The sequence below is a fragment of the Arthrobacter pascens genome, from assembly GCF_030816475.1.
GTDB lineage: Bacteria > Actinomycetota > Actinomycetes > Actinomycetales > Micrococcaceae > Arthrobacter > Arthrobacter pascens_B.
The window spans coordinates 1,643,360-1,661,154 of record NZ_JAUSXF010000001.1 but is presented as its reverse complement, the minus strand read 5'-3'; the positions used below and the strand labels follow the sequence as shown (position 1 = coordinate 1,661,154).

16 protein-coding genes and 1 pseudogene are annotated in these 17,795 nt (G+C 63.7%); 11 read left to right on the top strand and 6 right to left on the bottom strand.

Translation table 11 applies throughout. The annotated features are described in order from the left end of the window. Positions 1 to 76 precede the first annotated feature (76 nt). The gene (locus QFZ40_RS07640) at positions 77 to 1,006 is read right to left on the bottom strand and encodes a Nif3-like dinuclear metal center hexameric protein (protein ID WP_306903693.1); all 930 of its coding nucleotides are present in this window, start codon (positions 1,004 to 1,006) and stop codon (positions 77 to 79) included. A gap of 99 nt (positions 1,007 to 1,105) precedes the next feature. Here QFZ40_RS07640 and msrA point away from each other — a divergent pair, with 99 nt between their 5' ends. From msrA to epsC, 3 genes are all read left to right on the top strand, one after another. Further along, positions 1,106 to 1,630, top strand: a complete 525-nt coding sequence (gene msrA, locus QFZ40_RS07635; RefSeq protein WP_306903692.1) for a peptide-methionine (S)-S-oxide reductase MsrA — start codon at positions 1,106 to 1,108, stop codon at positions 1,628 to 1,630. 65 nt (positions 1,631 to 1,695) lie between these two features. After that, complete coding sequence (gene cysK, locus QFZ40_RS07630; protein WP_306903691.1) at positions 1,696 to 2,631, top strand: cysteine synthase A; 936 nt, start codon at positions 1,696 to 1,698, stop codon at positions 2,629 to 2,631. Positions 2,632 to 2,670: 39 nt separating this feature from the next. Continuing rightward, positions 2,671 to 3,255 (top strand): serine O-acetyltransferase EpsC, encoded by a 585-nt coding sequence (epsC, locus tag QFZ40_RS07625; RefSeq protein WP_306903690.1) that lies wholly within the window; start codon positions 2,671 to 2,673, stop codon positions 3,253 to 3,255. Here the strand turns inward: epsC and QFZ40_RS21635 are convergent. From QFZ40_RS21635 to gndA, 3 genes are all read right to left on the bottom strand, one after another. Next, positions 3,158 to 3,610, bottom strand: a complete 453-nt coding sequence (locus QFZ40_RS21635) for an SDR family NAD(P)-dependent oxidoreductase (protein WP_373427466.1) — start codon at positions 3,608 to 3,610, stop codon at positions 3,158 to 3,160. The genes epsC and QFZ40_RS21635 overlap by 98 nt on opposite strands. A 20-nt stretch (positions 3,611 to 3,630) precedes the next feature. Continuing rightward, entirely contained in the window at positions 3,631 to 3,744 is a 114-nt protein-coding gene (locus tag QFZ40_RS21630) for an SDR family NAD(P)-dependent oxidoreductase (protein ID WP_373427410.1), read from the bottom strand. A 117-nt stretch (positions 3,745 to 3,861) separates the two neighbouring features. Further along, complete coding sequence (gndA, locus tag QFZ40_RS07615) at positions 3,862 to 5,298, bottom strand: NADP-dependent phosphogluconate dehydrogenase (RefSeq protein WP_306903689.1); 1,437 nt, start codon at positions 5,296 to 5,298, stop codon at positions 3,862 to 3,864. Between the two features lie 275 nt (positions 5,299 to 5,573). On the opposite strand from gndA, the gene QFZ40_RS07610 reads away from it, so the two are divergent. The 8 genes from QFZ40_RS07610 to QFZ40_RS07575 all read left to right on the top strand — a co-directional run bounded on the left by QFZ40_RS07610 (position 5,574) and on the right by QFZ40_RS07575 (position 15,919). After that, complete coding sequence (locus tag QFZ40_RS07610) at positions 5,574 to 6,302, top strand: FadR/GntR family transcriptional regulator (RefSeq protein WP_306903688.1); 729 nt, start codon at positions 5,574 to 5,576, stop codon at positions 6,300 to 6,302. 122 nt (positions 6,303 to 6,424) lie between these two features. Beyond that, the gene (locus QFZ40_RS07605; protein ID WP_306903687.1) at positions 6,425 to 7,489 is read left to right on the top strand and encodes a D-2-hydroxyacid dehydrogenase; all 1,065 of its coding nucleotides are present in this window, start codon (positions 6,425 to 6,427) and stop codon (positions 7,487 to 7,489) included. 415 nt (positions 7,490 to 7,904) lie between these two features. Beyond that, positions 7,905 to 8,915, top strand: coding sequence for an alcohol dehydrogenase AdhP (gene adhP / locus QFZ40_RS07600; protein WP_306906859.1), 1,011 nt, complete (start codon positions 7,905 to 7,907; stop codon positions 8,913 to 8,915). Between the two features lie 184 nt (positions 8,916 to 9,099). Continuing rightward, entirely contained in the window at positions 9,100 to 10,428 is a 1,329-nt protein-coding gene (gene aceA / locus QFZ40_RS07595) for an isocitrate lyase (RefSeq protein ID WP_306903686.1), read from the top strand. A gap of 260 nt (positions 10,429 to 10,688) precedes the next feature. Beyond that, entirely contained in the window at positions 10,689 to 12,329 is a 1,641-nt protein-coding gene (gene aceB / locus QFZ40_RS07590; protein WP_306903685.1) for a malate synthase A, read from the top strand. Positions 12,330 to 12,481: 152 nt separating this feature from the next. Next, the gene (acs, locus tag QFZ40_RS07585; RefSeq protein ID WP_306903684.1) at positions 12,482 to 14,506 is read left to right on the top strand and encodes an acetate--CoA ligase; all 2,025 of its coding nucleotides are present in this window, start codon (positions 12,482 to 12,484) and stop codon (positions 14,504 to 14,506) included. Positions 14,507 to 14,977: 471 nt separating this feature from the next. Continuing rightward, positions 14,978 to 15,553 carry a suppressor of fused domain protein gene (locus QFZ40_RS07580; protein ID WP_306903683.1) on the top strand — a complete coding sequence of 192 codons (576 nt, stop codon included), beginning with the start codon at positions 14,978 to 14,980 and terminating at the stop codon, positions 15,551 to 15,553. Between the two features lie 12 nt (positions 15,554 to 15,565). Further along, a complete protein-coding gene (locus QFZ40_RS07575; protein ID WP_306903682.1) occupies positions 15,566 to 15,919 on the top strand; it encodes a hypothetical protein in 354 nt (117 codons plus the stop codon). Between the two features lie 94 nt (positions 15,920 to 16,013). Here the strand turns inward: QFZ40_RS07575 and QFZ40_RS21625 are convergent. Together QFZ40_RS21625 and QFZ40_RS07570 are read right to left on the bottom strand one after the other, a co-directional pair. Then, positions 16,014 to 16,280 (bottom strand): annotated as a pseudogene (locus QFZ40_RS21625) (nuclear transport factor 2 family protein); the annotation flags it as partial. 882 nt (positions 16,281 to 17,162) lie between these two features. Then, complete coding sequence (locus QFZ40_RS07570; protein WP_306903681.1) at positions 17,163 to 17,759, bottom strand: adenylate kinase; 597 nt, start codon at positions 17,757 to 17,759, stop codon at positions 17,163 to 17,165. Between the last annotated feature and the right edge of the window lie 36 nt (positions 17,760 to 17,795).

Below are 17,795 nucleotides of genomic sequence, written 5' to 3'. Positions count from 1 at the left end.
ACCGTTCCGGCGCTCTATAGACTCTAGCGCCTGGCCTGCTCCCCTGCGCTCCCCCGGCGCCCCTCGCATTCCAGGCCTAGCCGGGAGTCAGAATGAAGTCCCAGGGATCACTGTTGGTAGTGCTTACCCGGATCTCGACATCATGGCCCTGATCGGCCAGCACGTTGCCCAGTGCGGACGCGGCCGCGGGGAGCCACAGCCATTCGCTGGCGAAGTGCGAGACGTCAATGAGGTAAGGCCGTCCGTTCACGGCTCCTTCCCTTGCCTCCGAGGCCGGGTGGTGCCGGAGGTCAGCGGTGACATAGACATCGGCGTTACTGGCACGCACCTCGTTGAACAGCGAATCTCCCGCCCCGCCGCACACAGCGACCCTGCGCACCAGGCCGTCCTTGTCACCCGAGACGCGGACGCCTCCGGCCACCGATGGAAGGATGCCGAACACGCGGGCAGCGAAATCACCCAGGCTGGTCACCTCCGGAAGCTCCCCCACGCGCCCGATCCCCTCTTCCGGCAGACCGTTGGCGGCTACCGTCAGCGGGGCGACGCCCTCAAGCCCCAAGGCGTCAGCCAGGACATCGGAGACACCCCCAACGGCGGAATCACCGTTGGTGTGGACGGTCAGCAGGGCGGTGCCCGACTCGATGAGCCGGTGGATCGCTTTGCCTTTGGCTGTGGTCGCTGCCACCGACGTGACGCCTTTAAGCAGCAGGGGGTGATGGGTGATGAGCAGTTCGGCGCCCCACTCCACAGCCTCGTCAATGACCTCCAGTGTCGGATCCACGGCGAACATCACCCGGGTGACAGGTGCGGAGGGGTGGCCGGCCACCAGTCCCACTTCATCCCAGTTCTCCGCCAGCGATTCAGGCCACAGTTCCTCCACCGCCAGCAGCAACTGGCCAAGGGTGGGGGCGTCCGGCTTGTCGCCGGCAGTAGTTTTGCCGGAAGCGCCGTTCCCGTCGCCGCCGTTTCCGTCCGTGCCTGTAACACCGGTATTTACGGGATCCATAGTCACAGTTTTACCCCATCCGAACGTCTGGCCTGCACGCGTAACAGTCTCGTAAGGTGGTGGGGGAATCATCCGGGACGGCCGACCATTGAAGAGATCATGAAAACTTTTGTTCTTGGCGGAGGCTGCTTCTGGTGCCTCGACGCTGTCTACCAGAAAACAAAGGGCGTCAGTTCGGTGGTTTCGGGCTACACGGGCGGCCACGATCCACAGCCGGACTACTACTCTGTATGCAGCGGGACCACCGGTCATGCCGAAGTAGTGGCTGTCACTTTCGATGAGGACATCATTCCAGCGGAGGTCATCCTGGACATGTTCTTTGCCCTGCACGATCCCACCACCCTCAACCGGCAGGGCTACGACGTCGGCACACAGTACCGCTCGTCCATGTTCTACCAGACGACCGAGGAGAAGATTCTCTTCGAGGAAGCTATTGAACGGAACCAGGCGCTGTGGGCGAACCCGATAGTCACCGAGGTCAGCAGGCTTCCCCGGTTCTACGTGGCGGAAGAATTCCACCAGGATTACTACGCCAAACATCCCGAACAGGGTTACTGCCAGGTGATCATCAATCCCAAGCTGGCCAAGGCGAGGAAATATTACTCTGCATGGCTTAATGCTTAGCAGCCGCCGGGCCGCCGTCGTTAGGCTGACCTCAGTATTCACTCTTCAGAGATAGGCATATGTACATGGCACGGATCTATGACGATGTAACGCAGCTGGTCGGCAACACCCCGCTGGTCCGCCTGAACCGGCTGACCGAAGGGCTGGACGCCACGGTTGCCGTCAAGCTCGAGTTCTACAACCCGGCCAACAGCGTCAAGGACCGTATCGGCGTGGCAATCATTGACGCCGCTGAAAAGTCAGGCGCCCTCAAGCCCGGCGGAACCATCGTCGAAGGAACATCCGGCAACACCGGCATCGCCCTGGCCATGGTGGGCGCTGCCCGCGGCTACAAGGTCATCCTGACCATGCCTGAAACCATGTCCACCGAACGCCGTGTCATGCTGCGCGCCTTTGGCGCCGAGATTGTCCTGACCCCCGGCTCCGAAGGCATGCGCGGCGCTGTGGAGAAGGCCCAGGAAATAGTGGCCAACACGGAGAACTCCATCTGGGCCCAGCAGTTCGCCAACGAGGCCAACCCCAGGATCCACCGTGAAACCACGGCGGAGGAAATCTGGAAGGACACCGACGGCAAGGTGGACATCTTTGTCTCCGGCATCGGCACCGGCGGCACCATCACCGGCGTCGGACAGTTCCTGAAGGAGCGCAACCCCGACGTCCAGATCGTTGCGGTCGAGCCGAAAGACTCTCCCATCCTGAACGGCGGCTCCCCCGGCCCGCACAAGATCCAGGGTCTGGGTGCCAACTTCATCCCCGAACTCCTGGACACCAACATCTACGACGAGGTCCTGGACGCGACCCTGGAGGACTCCGTGTCCGTGGCCCGTGACCTGGGTATCCGCGAAGGCATCCTGGGCGGCATCTCCTCCGGCGCCATCGTCTGGGGCGCGCTGGAACTGGCCAAGCGTCCCGAGAACGCGGGCAAGCTGATTGTGGCGGTCGTCTGCGACTTCGGTGAGCGTTACATCTCCACCGTGCTCTATGACGACATCCGCGGCTGATTAATCCGCCGTCCGCCCGTTTCCTGTAGAAAGATCTTTGTGGGCTTTTTCGCAAGACTTAAGGAAGACCTCGACGCCGCCCGGTCGCACGACCCGGCGGCTCGAGGTTCTTTTGAGAACTTTTTCGCCTATTCAGGGCTGCATGCCATCTGGATCCACCGGCTGACCCACCGTATGTGGCAGAATCCAGGCCTGCGATTCCCGGCCCGGCTTGTGTCCCAGCTTGGCCGGTTCCTGACGGGCATCGAGATCCATCCCGGCGCGACGATCGGCCGGCGGTTCTTCATTGACCACGGCATGGGCGTGGTCATCGGGGAGACGGCCGAAATCGGCGAGGACGTGATGATCTATCACGGCGTGACTCTCGGCGGCCGTTCCCTGGCAAAGGTCAAGCGCCACCCCACTATCGGCGACCGTGTGACCATCGGCGCGGGCGCCAAAATCCTGGGGCCTATCATCATCGGCCGGGACAGCGCTGTGGGTGCCAACGCCGTGGTAGTCAAGGACGCACCGCCGGAATCGATCGTTACCGGGGTCCCTGCCAAGTGGCGCCACCGCGACGCGCAGCGGGAGACCAAACCGGCCGTCGACCCGGCCGAATACGAGATCGAATACCATCTCTGACGCTCAGCCCGCCACGCGTTTTCAGCACTGCCATGACCAGCGCGTCGTAAAGCCGGTCCGGCAAGAGCCGCCTGAGACCAAGAATGGGCCTGGCGCCCCTGCCCACCGGATACCGGGTCCTGGGGTGTGCGGAGCTGGCAGCGTGGAGTACGGCGCCGGCAATCAATCGCTCTGCGTGCTGGCCGGATCGATGATGGACACGGTGATCCCGTGCGGCTTCAGTTCCAGCCGCAGGGCGTCGCTCATGCCCCTCTACAGCGAACTTCGTCGCGTGGTACCAGGTGCCCAATGGCTCATAGAACTTGCCGCCGATGGATGAGATGTTGATGATCCGTCCCTGGCCGGCCCGGCGCATGACGGGCAACACCAGCTGAGTCATCCTGGCGAGGCGCCGGCATAGACGGTGAACCCGTGGCTGCTGAGCTTCCTGGCAGCTTCGAAACCGATCCCGGCGGATGCTCCAGTGATGAGGACTACTGGTGTGGCCATGTTTGACTCCCTGGATGGACGGACAACGCCACCGGGAACACCAACGGCCGGCATTTCCCAGAATATCCGGGAATTGCCGGCCGCCAATGAGCGTGCTGGTGAAGCGGTCAGTGGAAGTTAGTGTGTGTCCACGGCTTCGATTTCGGACTTGTCCTCGCCCCACAGGGTGTGGAATGTGCCCTCGGCGTCGACCCGGCCGTAGGTGTGCGCGCCGAAGAGGTCACGCTGGCCCTGGATCACTGCAGCAGGCAGGCGCTTGCGGCGCAGGCCGTCGTAGTAGGCAAGTGAAGAGGAAAAGACCGGGACCGGGATGCCCAGCTGGACGGCGGTGGAGACCACACGGCGCCAGGCAGGCAGGACCTCGGCGATGGCCTTGGTGAATGCCGGGGCGAACAGCAGGTTGGCCGGCTTGTCCTCGGCAGCATAGGCCTTGGTGATTTCCTTCAGGAGTTCGGCGCGGATGATGCACCCGCCGCGCCACAGCGAAGCGATCTCATCCAGCTTCAGGTCCCATCCGTATTCCACGGCGGCGGAGGTCAGCATGTCCAGGCCCTGGGCGTAGGAGACCAGCTTGGACGCGTACAGCGCCTGGCGGACATCCTCAACAAAGGTTTCCGGAACGTCGACGTTGATTTCCTCACCGGCGAGCAGCTCCTGGGCGAGCTTGCGCTGCTCTGCCTGGGAGGACAGCGCGCGGGCAAACACGGACTCGGCGATGCCGGACGTGGGTGATCCGAGCTCAAGGGCTGAGATGACAGTCCAGCGACCTGTGCCCTTCTGGCCTGCGGCGTCAACCACCACGTCAACGAACGGCTTGCCCGTTTTGCCGTCCACGTGGCCCAGGACTTCGGCGGAGATCTCGATCAGGAAGGAGGCCAGATCGCCCTTGTTCCACTCAGCGAAGATCTTGGCTTGCTCTGCTGGCTCGATGCCTGCACCTGAGCGGAGCAGGTCAAAAGCTTCGCCGATGACCTGCATGTCGGCATACTCGATGCCGTTGTGGACCATCTTGACGAAGTGGCCCGCGCCGTCGGTGCCGATCCAGGCGCAGCAGGGCTGGCCGTCGACCTGGGCAGCGATCTTCTCAAGCAGCGGGCCCAGTGCATCGTAGGACTCCCTGGAGCCGCCCGGCATGATGGACGGTCCGTTGAGGGCGCCTTCCTCACCGCCGGAGACGCCGATGCCCACGAAGTGCAGGTCCTTCTTCGCCAGCGCGGCTTCGCGGCGCCGGGTGTCCTCGTAGTGCGAGTTGCCGGCGTCGATGATGATGTCGCCGGCCTCCAGGAGCGGTTCAAGCTGCTCGATCACGGAGTCGACCGGTTTGCCGGCCTTGACCATGATCAGGACGCGGCGGGGCTTCTCCAGGGAATCAACGAGTTCCTGCAGGGTTTCAGTCCGGACAAAGTCCCCGTCGTTGCCGTGCTTTTCGAGCAGTGCATCAGTCTTCTCGACCGACCTGTTGTGCAGGGCGACGGTGAAGCCGTTCCGGGCCAGGTTGCGGGCCAGGTTGGCGCCCATCACCGCAAGGCCGGTGACACCGATGTGTGCTGACATCAAAACTCCAATTCATTTCTGTGCAGTGTGTGTGCAATGGGTTCCGCACTTCCTGCGGAACACGCTTCTTTAGAACCAGTGGTTTCAATAAACCATATGTATTCCCACGGACGAGGGGAAAGTAGCGCCCACGTGGTGGAAAGCCGCGCGTCACATTCAGTTTAGAATGCCTCCGCCGGCGCTCCTGCTCCCGCCCGGCTCCGCCCACCGGGAGCCTGTTCCGGGAGGGTTGTGATTGCCTCTCGGCACCCCTTCCTCCGATTATGCTTACCCCTATGTCCACCAGCCTGCACCACCGCGCCATCGAGAACCTTGGCACCAGGATCGTCACCGGCGATCTTCCCGCCGGCCATGTCATGCTGGCCGAACAGCTCGAGGAAGAGCTGAGGGTGTCGCGCTCCGTCATCCGGGAGGCAGTGCGGGTGCTGCAGTCCCTGGGCCTGGTTGAGACGATCAAGCGAGTCGGCATCCGGGTCCTTCCGTCCAGCAGCTGGAACCCCTTTGATCCTTTGGTCATCCGCTGGCGCCTCGCAGGAGAAGGCCGGGGCGCCCAACTGCGCTCCCTCGCCGAGTTGAGGTCCGCCGTCGAGCCTGTTGCCGCGGAGCTGGCAGCGGCCAATGCCCCTGTCAAACTGCGGCACGAGCTGGTGGATATATCGCACGCCATGCGCGAGGCGGGCCACGCGGGTGATGTGCCGAGGTTCCTGGAGCTGGACATCCATTTCCACTCCCTCCTCCTCTCCGGTTCCGGCAATGAGATGTTCGCGAACCTGATGGGCCAGGTCGCCGAGACGTTGACCGGACGTACAGTCCACGGCCTGATGCCAGACCATCCTCATGAGACAGCCTTGCAGTGGCATGTGGACCTCGCGGAAGCCGTTGCGGCGGGCGACGGTCCCGCGGCACGGGACGCCTCCGACCGCATCATGCGCCGCACCATGGCTGAAATGGAACCGACCTGGACGGAGCAGCCCAGGGTGTTCATTCCCGTGCGTCATCACTAGTCGGCCAAGCCGGCCGAAACCCTTCCGTACACCCATGCGGGGCCCTCTGGTTAGTGGTGCCCCGCGCAGGTGAACAGTGTTCACGCGCGGGAGTGTGTTCAATATTCTAGCCTTCATTCAGTATGATGAACACTATGACGTCTGAAACCATCGTCGCGATCGCCGTCCCCCTCGAACCAGAGCTGGTTGACAGCATCCGCGCCGTAGACCCCTCCGTTACCGTTCTCTACGACCCGGAACTGCTGCCACCTGAGCGCTTTCCGGCGGATCACTCCGGTGATCCCGGCTTCAGGCGAACTCCCGAGCAGGAGAACCGCTACTGGTCAATGCTGAACCGGGCCCAGGTCCTGTACGGCTTTCCGAACGAGGACCCGGCCGGCCTTGCCCGGATCGCGCGTGAGAACCCTCGGCTGCAATGGGTGCACGCCATGGCTGCCGGAGCTGGTGGGGCCGTCAAAGCGTCCGGCCTGGACCAGGCAACACTGGGGAAGTTCCACGTAACCACCTCCGCCGGTGTCCATGCCCTGCCGCTTGCCGAATTCGCCGCACTGGGGATTCTCAACGGCTTCAAGCGCAGCGCCGAACTGGCACAGGACCAGGCCGCGAAGGTGTGGCCTGAGCTGAGGACCCCCACACGGCTCGTCAGCGGTTCCACCCTGGTGGTGACCGGCCTGGGCGAAATCGGCCTGGAGACGGCCAGCATCGCGCGTGCCCTGGGAATGAAGGTCACGGGCACCAAGCGGACAGTGGAACCCATCGAGGGCATCGAGCAGGTCACGGACAATGACGGCCTCGCCGGCCTGCTCGCCTCTGCCGACGCCGTCGTGAACACCCTGCCCGGCACACCGTATACGGAAAAGCTCTTCAACCGCGAGGCATTTGGCGCAATGAAGCCAGGCACCGTCTTCGTCAACGTGGGACGTGGCACCGTGGTAGACGAGGACGCCTTGCTGGAAGCCCTGGACAACGGGCAGGTCTCGTATGCCTGCCTCGACGTGTTCGCGGTGGAGCCTCTGCCCCAGGACAGCCGGCTGTGGGACCACCCCAAAGTCATGGTGTCGCCGCACACTTCCGCACTCAGTTCGGCCGAGAACCGCCTCATCGCGGAGCGCTTCTGCAGTAACCTGCGCACCTTCCTCGCCGGCGGCGACCTCCCCCACCTCGTGGACACCCTTCACTTCTACTGACCGGCGTCCGCCGTCCGCGTATGACGCAAACCGCTCAGCCCGCCCCGGCCGGAGTTCCTGGACAGGAACTCCGGCCGGGGTTTTTGCGACGGAATCCGAACCCGGAACACGCCGGCGTCCGTGAGCTGAGCCACAGGGCTGCAACCTCGGCGCAACCCTCCCGTCCCTAGGCTGAGGACAACGACCTTCGCACCGCTCACAACAAGAGCGAACGATGCTCGTGCTTCACACCGCGGATCACACGGTCGGAGTGACGTTCCACGACACGGGCCGGCGTCGGGCGTGAAACCCACCCGTGATGGTGGGACCGACGGCTACTCAGCAATCAGCCGGGCTTCTGGCGTGCCGTTCCGATTCATTCCCGGCGCTCTTCGCTGCCGGCACTAACGACGAAGGAATATCGACAATGACGACGATGCAAGCAGCAGTAGTTACCGAATTCGGCAAGGATCTTCAGATCCAGACCCTCCCCGTTCCCGTGCCCGGCCGGGGGCAGGCCCTGGTCAAGGTACTCACCACTGGCGTCTGCCACACTGACCTGCACGCCGCGGAGGGCGACTGGCCAGTCAAGCCGTCACCGCCGTTCATCCCCGGCCACGAAGGAGTCGGCGAGGTCGTTGCCCTCGGAGAGGGCGTCACCGATCTGGCAGTCGGCGATCTTGTGGGCAACGCCTGGCTCTGGTCGGCCTGCGGCGACTGCCAGTACTGCCGGACCGGTTGGGAAACCCTGTGCGAGGCCCAGCAGAACGCCGGCTACAGCGTTGACGGCTCCTTCGGCGAGTACATGCTGGTGGACAGCCGTTTTGCCGCCCGCATCCCGGCCGGATCCGACCCTGTGGAAATCGCGCCCGTGCTCTGCGCCGGCGTCACTGTCTACAAGGGGCTGAAGATGACCGAGACCCGGCCCGGCCAATGGGTCACCATCTCCGGGATCGGCGGGCTCGGCCACATCGCCGTCCAGTACGCGGTGGCCATGGGCCTCCGGGTCGCCGCGGTGGACATCGCCGACGACAAGCTGGCCCTGGCCAAAAAACACGGAGCCGAGCTGACCGTCAACGCCCTGCACGAAGATCCCGTCGAAGTCATTCAGCGCGAAACCGGAGGTTGCCATGGAGTCCTGGTCACTGCAGTGCACCCGTCGGCATTCGGGCAGGCGATCGGGATGGCCCGCCGCGGCGGCACCATCGTGTTCAACGGCCTGCCGCCGGGCGACTTCCCGGCACCCATCTTCGAGATTGTGCTCAAGGGCCTGACCGTCCGCGGCTCCATTGTGGGAACACGGCAGGACCTCCAGGAAGCCCTGGAATTCTACTCCCAGGGCAAGATCCACCCCACTGTGTCGATCCGGGAGCTTTCCGAAGTGAATACCGTCCTTGACGAGATGAAGCACGCCAAGATCGACGGCCGCGTCGTTATCAAGTACTGATCACCAATAGTTCAATGAACCACCGGGAGTCAGCTCGTGGGCGAGGTGCCGCAGACGGCGCCTCGCCGGCGGAAACTCACGACGCCTTGCGGCTGCGAAGCCGTGCAACACCGCACCGGAACGCCGACCAGACCTGCCAAGAGGCAGGAAGGGGCGGCCCGGAGCTCAATCAAGGAGATCAACGATGACTGCAGCATTTGAGCCTACCCAGCCGTCCGCCCAGGACATGGCAAGCGAGCAGGCTGCCGCCCTGGAGCTCGAGTGGGCCGCCAATCCCCGCTGGGAAGGTGTGACCCGTGACTATAAGGCAACGGACGTCGTCCGTCTCCGCGGCCGTGTCTCCGAGGAACATACCTTGGCCCGCCGCGGTTCGGAGAAGCTGTGGAAGCAGCTCACCGAGGAGCACCGGACCGGTGGCTACACGAACGCTCTGGGCGCGTTGACCGGTAACCAGGCTGTGCAGCAGGTCAAGGCCGGCCTGCGGGCCATCTACCTTTCGGGGTGGCAGGTCGCTGCGGACGCGAACAACTCCGGTCACACCTACCCGGATCAGTCCCTCTACCCGGCCAACTCGGTTCCCACCGTGGTCCGGCGGATCAACAACGCTTTGCTGCGGGCGGATCAGATCGAGTTCTCCGAGGGCATCCAGACCGTTGAGGACTGGATGGTCCCGATCATTGCCGACGCCGAGGCCGGCTTCGGCGGCCCGCTGAACGCCTACGAGCTGATGAAATCCATGATCGCCGCCGGCGCGTCAGGCGTGCACTGGGAGGACCAGCTCGCGTCTGAGAAGAAATGCGGGCACCTCGGCGGCAAGGTCCTGATCCCGTCCCAGCAGCACGTCCGGACCCTGAACGCGGCCCGCCTGGCGGCCGACGTCGCCGGCACCCCGTCGGTGATCATCGCCCGCACTGACGCGGAGGCAGCCACCCTGATCACTTCCGACGTCGACGAACGGGACCAGGAATTCATCACCGGTGAGAGGACCGCGGAGGGCTTCTACAAGGTCCGCAACGGGATCGAGCCCTGCATCGCCCGCGCCAAGGCCTACGCCCCGTACTCGGACCTGATCTGGATGGAGACCGGCACCCCTGACCTGGAACTGGCCCGCAAATTCGCCGAAGCCGTCAAGGCCGACTTCCCGGACCAGATGCTCTCCTACAACTGCTCGCCCTCGTTCAACTGGCGCAAGCACCTGGACGACGCCACTATCGCGAAGTTCCAGCGCGAACTCGGCGCGATGGGCTTCACGTTCCAGTTCATCACCCTGGCCGGCTTCCACGCCCTGAACTACTCGATGTTCGACCTCGCCCACGGCTACGCCCGCGAAGGCATGAGCGCCTACGTCGAACTCCAGGAAAAGGAATTCGCCTCCGAGTCCCGCGGCTACACCGCGACCAAGCACCAGCGCGAAGTCGGCACCGGCTACTTCGACGACATCGCCACCGCGCTCAACCCGAACGCCTCCACCCTCGCCCTGGTCGGATCGACCGAAGAGGGCCAGTTCCACTAATCCCCGCCTACGGTGAGCCGTTAGCTTCGCTCACCAAAGAGGCACGACGGCGGCGGTTGGGTCCGCCGACGGACCGGACGATCCTCTGCCTGCTATTCCCCGTGTCCGCCCCATGACCTCGTAGAACTCGGTCGGGGGCGGACACAGGGCCCCTTTTACGCAGGCTGCCGGATGCCCGGACCGCCGTCTTAGTGTCTCAGTCGCCACCCTGCCGCTAGCCGCCGTCGACCTTCCCTTCTTGCTTTTGAGGAGCAATTGAGATGAATACCTTTACTGACAGCTTCACTATTAATGGCATTACCCTGACTGCGCAGCCCATCTGCCGGCAGGACGAGGTGCTCACGCCCGACGCGCTCGAGTTCGTCGCGAAGCTGCACCGGGCCACGGCTGAGCGGCGGCAGGAACTGCTCCAGGCACGCCGGACCCGGCGGGCAGACATCGCCGGCGGCCAGGACCCCCGGTTCCTCCGGGAAACCGAGGACATCCGCAATGACCCGTCCTGGCGGGTCGCACCGCCGGCGCCGGGCCTGGAGGACCGACGCGTGGAAATCACCGGCCCGGTGGATAAGAAAATGACCATCAACGCCCTGAACTCCGGCGCCAGGGTCTGGCTCGCCGACATGGAGGACTCCTCCACCCCCACCTGGCGCAACGTCATCAAGGGCCAGCTGAACCTCACCGACGCCCTCGAACGCCGCATCGACTTCACCAGCCCGGAGGGCAAGGAATACAAGCTGCGCCCCGCCGGGGAACTGCCCACCATCGTGGTCCGCCCCCGCGGCTGGCACCTGCCCGAAAAGCACATGCTCATCGACGGCACCCCCGTAGCCGGCGGCATCGTGGACTTTGGCCTGTTCTTCTTCCACAACGCCCGCCGCCTCCTCGCCCAGGGCAAAGGCCCGTACTTCTACCTGCCCAAGATCGAAAACCACCTCGAAGCACGGCTCTGGAACGACATCTTCATCCTCGCCCAGGACCTGCTCGGCATCCCGCAAGGCACCATCCGCGCCACCGTGCTGATCGAAACCATCACCGCCGCCTTCGAAATGGAAGAAATCCTCTACGAACTGCGCGACCACGCCGCCGGCCTGAACGCCGGCCGCTGGGACTACATCTTCTCCCTGATCAAAAACTTCCGCACCCGCGGACCCCGGTTCGTCCTGCCCGACCGCGCCCAGGTGACCATGACCCAGCCGTTCATGCGCGCCTACACCGAACAACTCGTCCGCGCCTGCCACAAACGCGGCGCCATGGCCATCGGCGGCATGGCCGCAGCAGTGCCCAACCGCAAAGACGAGGCCGCCAACGCCAATGCCTTCGAAAAAGTCCGCGCCGACAAAACCCGCGAAGCCAACGACGGCTTCGACGGCTCCTGGGTCGCCCACCCCGACCTCGTTCCCATCTGCCGCGAAGTATTCGACTCCATCCTCGGCGAGAAGCCCAACCAGCTGCACCGCACCCGCGAGGACGTGACCGAAGACGACGCCGCCCTGATCAACGTTGCCGCCACCGAAGGCACCATCACCGAGGAGGGCATCCGGAACAACATCGAAGTCGGCATCCGCTACATCGAATCCTGGCTGCGCGGCAACGGCGCGGTAGCCATCCACAACCTCATGGAAGACGCCGCCACCGCCGAAATCTCCCGATCCCAGCTCTGGCAATGGATGTACGCCTCCGCCATCACCGATGAAGGCGAGATCATCACCCACCAGTGGATCGAAGAGCTCCTCGACGAAGAGTTCGCCCGACTCGAACGCTTCGACGGCGACCGCTTCGAAGACGCCCGCGACATCTTCGAAGAAGTCACCCTGGCCCAGGACTTCCCGTCCTTCCTGACCCTCCCCGCCTACGCCAGGTACATTCACGGGTCCCGGGAAACGGAGATCCTCGCCGTTTGACACGACCGTCCGCGCTCCGTGATCCCGCCCCCGTGACCGATCCGCATCCGCGGACGTGAACATTTGGCCCGGTGTGCAGTCTGGCGGGGCGGGGCGGCAGTAAATTGCCCGCATTTTCACCGCAGAGCACCTTAGAGGAAGAACAGTCATCCATGTCTAACGCACCCACCACGGCATCCTTCGTTCCGCTCCAGGACGGCGACGCCGTTGAGAACCTCTCCCGCGAGGCCCGCAGATTGGCGCCCTCCGCGGGGTTCACCGCGAACGCCGTCGTTGGCGCGGCCGAGTACGCGGAGGCTGACGCGGACCGGCCGGCTTTTTGGGCCAGGCAGGCGCGGGAGCTGCTGACCTGGAGCAAGGACTTCACGCAGGCGCTGGATTGGTCCAAGCCGCCGTTCGCGAAGTGGTTCGTCGGCGGTGAGCTAAACGCCGCCTACAACGCACTGGACCGGCACGTGGAAAACGGGCTCGGGGACAGGGTTGCCATCTACTTCGAAGGCGAACCCGGAGACACCCGCACCTACACCTACGCCCAGCTCACCGAAGAAGTTAAGAAAGCTGCGAACGCGTTCGAGTCCCTCGGCGTGGCCAAGGGCGACCGGGTCGCGGTATACCTGCCGATGATCCCGGAGGCCGTCATCACCCTGCTGGCCTGCGCCCGGATCGGCGCGGTTCATTCAGTGGTGTTCGGCGGGTTCTCCGCGGACGCGCTGCGGTCCCGCATCGAGGACGCCGAAGCCAAACTCGTGGTCACCGCCGACGGCACCTACCGCCGCGGCAAGCCCAGCCCGCTCAAGAGCGCCGTCGATGAGGCCTTGTCGAAGGACGGGCACACCGTGCAGAACGTGGTGGTAGTCAAGCGCAACGGAGCGGACGTGGACTGGCACGGGGGCCGGGACCACTGGTGGGCAGACACCGTGGACCAGGCCTCCACCAATCACCAAGCCGTCGGCCATGACTCCGAGCACCCGCTCTACATCCTCTACACCTCCGGCACCACCGGCAAACCCAAAGGCATTCTGCACACCACCGGCGGCTACCTCACCCAGACCGCCTACACCCACAAGGCAGTCTTCGACCTGCACCCGGACACGGACGTGTACTGGTGCACCGCTGACGTCGGCTGGGTCACCGGCCATTCATACGTTGCCTACGCCCCGCTCATCAACGGCGCCACCCAGGTCATGTACGAGGGAACCCCGGACTCCCCGCACCAGGGCCGCTGGTGGGAGATCATCGAGAAGTACAAGGTCTCCATCCTCTACACCGCCCCCACGGCGATCCGGACGTTCATGAAATGGGGCAAGGACATCCCCGCCAAATACGATCTCTCCTCCATCCGGGTCCTTGGTTCCGTGGGCGAACCCATCAACCCCGAAGCCTGGATGTGGTACCGGGAAGTCATCGGCGGCAACGCCGGCAAGAACGGCGAACGCAAGGAGAACCCGGCCCCGATCGTGGACACCTGGTGGCAGACCGAAACAGGGGCGCAGATGATCGCCCCGCTCCCGGGAGTGACCGCGACCAAGCCCGGCTCCGCACAGGTCCCGCTGCCGGGCATCGCGGTGGATGTCGTGGACGAAAACGGCGCCTCCGTGCCGGACGGCCACGGCGGGTTCCTGGTGATCCGCGAACCCTGGCCCGCCATGCTCCGCGGTATCTGGGGCGACCCCGAGCGGTTCAAGGACACCTACTGGTCCCGCTTCGAAGGCATGTACTTCGCCGGGGACGGCGCCAAGAAAGACGAGGACGGGGATATCTGGCTCCTGGGCCGGGTGGATGACGTGATGAACATCTCCGGCCACCGGCTCTCCACCACGGAAATTGAATCGGCACTGGTGTCCCACCCCGCGGTGGCGGAGGCCGCCGTCGTCGGTGCGGCAGACGAAACGACCGGCCAGGCGGTCGTGGCGTTCGTGATCCTCCGCGGCGACGCCGTGGACTCCGGCGACACGATCATCCAGGAACTCCGCAACCACGTCGGCAAGGAGATCGGCCCCATCGCCAAACCCAAAACCATTCTCGTCGTCCCCGAACTGCCCAAGACCCGCTCCGGCAAAATCATGCGCCGCCTCCTCAAAGACGTCGCCGAAGGACGCGAAGTGGGAGACGCCACCACCCTCGCCGACAACACCATCATGCAAACCATCACAGACTCCCTCAAGAGGCGCAAGTGAAGCCATCCGCCGGAGCCCGGCAGGGGCGCTGCTGCCCGCACCGAGACGATCAGTGCAGCCGCAGCATGCTGCCTTCGCTGCTTCAGCATGAGGCCAGCCTGGAGGAACAGCGGCAGGTTCTGTTCGCCTTTCGGCACCTTGGGTGGGCCGTTTGTGTTAGCCGGTAGCGGACATCGCCGCTGATGGCGACGGCATAGCTGGCGCAGCCGTGTTGGGTGACCAGGATGTCATGGCCGCGTTCCCCGGGCGTTTTCGCGATGGAATCCCCTGGCCGCACTGCATGCGACGTTGCCGTTATCGGACCAGACTCGGGCGCCGAGTGCCTACAGAAGCCACTGGCCCTGCTGACGGCGGCACGCTATGTTGCAACTGTCGAGGCCCTGGCCATCTAAACCCACGAGCAAGAAGCCCGACTCCCAACACCCTAACGGGAAGCCCTAGGCTATACACGACCAAGTACGACAGGGGGTGATGAACTTGGGCAGCGTAAAAGCGGTTGACGCTCACTACGAAACGCACTTTGGCGCCGAGCCAGAATATTGGAAGTTCGACAACAGGCCAGGCACGATTGGGGTGCTCGAGTGGCCGAGTGGCACATCCCGTCACCGGTTTCACCTGTATGCGACGGTTGGACTTCACGCGCTGGTGCCAGCTCCCTTGAACCACGGACACGGGTTCGAACTGTATACGTGCGTCTCCACTGGCAATGAGACATTCAGAGCGGCATTCGCCATGATGGCCAATGATCTGATCTCGAGTGGGACATTCCTGGAACCCGGCCACCTCGTGACTCCGAGCAATAGCCGCGTCCTCAACGGCCTGCCCTTCCGGTCTTGGCTGATGCTTGAGAGAACCGACGACTTCATACCGCCGCTGCAACTCGACAACGGGCATCACGTAGTCTTCCTGGACGCCACTCCGGTTTTCGCCGAAGAAGCCCGGCGCGTGAGGGAACATGGCTTGGAGGGGCTATTGGATCTCTGGGATGAAGACCCACCCATCCTTTCCGACCTGAACCGCAGCCTCCCGGGCCCCCTAGAAGTGTGACGCACTCATATCGTGCGGCACGCGTGCAAGGCTGATTACATCAAGCTTCAGCCCACCCCTGCCCAGGCAATGGCATTGTTCGCTTCAGGGCTGTTGCATGCCGACGACTTCCCTGACATTGCTGCTCGGTGGCTGGGCAACGGCATGGATTCGGAGAACCTTCGCATCCTGGCCGGCGCAGACAACGAGGATCCTGACGACATCCGAGACCTGTGGAAGGCAACTCTGCAGGACTTGAAGATTCAGGCCATCCCACTCGAAAAACGGTGGCCCCTGGTCTGGGCATACGAGTTAGCATCGTGGAAATCCGGTGACCGAACCTCGCAACAGGTACTCCGGGACGCAGTGGCCTACCTTCAATGCTGAGATCTGGGCTGATGCGGACCAGTACCTCCACAGCTTCAGCTGACCTGACAATCCCCAACGCGTTTGGATAACCCGGATTGCCCCCAACCATGGACAGCTCCACCTCACCTTGGGTGCCAGCAGCCAATACCTCGTCCTCGCCAGATACCGTCCGGGAAATCTTCGCCGTCAGGTCAGGCAGGTCACGGAGCAGTGTCTCGAAATTTTGCCGCACAGCGTCTTGCCCCCGAACGGATTCCCCGCGACGTGTCGGAGCCTCGTCAAAATAGGCCCTGTCGAAGCAGTCCACCGCTGCTTCGAGGTCATCTAACGACAAGGCTCTGACCCACCGTTGCGCCACTGCCTCCGGATCGTTGCCCATGCACGCAATGCTGGAGGTCGGGGAGCCGGTTTGGCAAACCTGTCTGCTAGTCATGAGTGTGTGTCCCACCTCGTTAGAACTGGGACGAGAGAAAGACGATTCCTAAGGCTTGGGTGCCGGAGGATCTCCAGGGGATGGGGCCGGCGCTGGAAGCTCATGCTGGATCTTTTGTATCTGTTGAGCCTGATGAGTTTGCGGGCGGAAGATTTCGTCCGCGATTCCGAAGAGTTCCCCACTACCTCGGCGCCTGACACCTTTCCGTCGATTACTTCGCGAGGACCAGTACCAAAGGCCAGCCAAACCGGCTGGCACCCCAAGCACCGCTATTGCGCCAATCAATATGTCCATGTCGGCAACCCTAGTGGGGAAACCACGCTGACTCTGCGATGTCTCATTTCCTCGGTTGTGGAACACTCCCCCAGCGGTTCAAATCCGCAGAATCACTCGTAACACGAGAGTAGGAAGCAGCGACGTTCTCGGCCATCTCCAGCCACGCCGTAGCGCGGAGGAAAGTGTTTCGCTGTACTTCCGCTCCCTGGAGGCCGGTCTAACGTCCTTGGCGTCGAGGCAATGGTGAAGTCTGCGACGGAGTCCCTTCAGTTTTCCCGAACTCACGGGAAAACGATGATCGGCTGGACGCAGAACCGCCGCGAAGACCGGGCCCCCTGACTGGAAGGGGGGGCCGTGGACCCCGATTCCTCTCGATTCGAATACTCTTGGGATCCCTGTTTTGAAGAACCCCCACGGTTCAGGAAGCCGGTGGCCGGTGCACGCTAGGGCGAGGGAAGCACGTGCCACGATAGTCGAGCCTGCCGGTTCCACGGATGGTTTCCGACAGGCTCGACAGCGGTGAAGGGATCACCGGTGCAGGCGGCTGAAGTACTACTGTCCGTTTCCGGCTGGGACCTTGAAGAGAACCTCGAGGATGCTCATCACGTTGTCGGTGACCTCGCCGATTCCGCCGATCCCGCCAACCCTGGCCAGGATTCCGCGGGCTGCGTACCTGGCCACAACGGCTTCGGTCTGCTCGTGGTAGAGATCAAGGCGGTGGCGGATGACAGCTTCGTTGTCGTCGCTGCGCCCGGTCTCCTTGGCGCGTCCCAGCAAGCGGGCAACAAGTTCCTGGTCGTCGGCCGTGATCTGCAGGACGACGTCGAGCTTTTCATCCTTCCCGGCGATGATGTAGTCCAGGTAATCGACCTGGGCGGTGGTTCGCGGGTATCCGTCGAGGAGAAAACCGTCCTGGACGTCGGCTTCGTTGAGGCGGTCCCGGACCATTTTGTTGGTCACGCTGTCCGGTACGAAGTCCCCGGCGTCCAGGTACTTCCTGGCTTCGATTCCCAGCGGGGTCTGGCCTTTGACATTGGCGCGGAAGATGTCGCCGGTGGAGATCGCGGCAACGCCGAGGCGCTCCGAGATCCGTTCCGCCTGCGTTCCCTTGCCGGAACCGGGAGGTCCGATAATCAATATTCTCGTCATTCAAGAGCCCTTCGTGGTGCCTGTTTGTTGAACGCT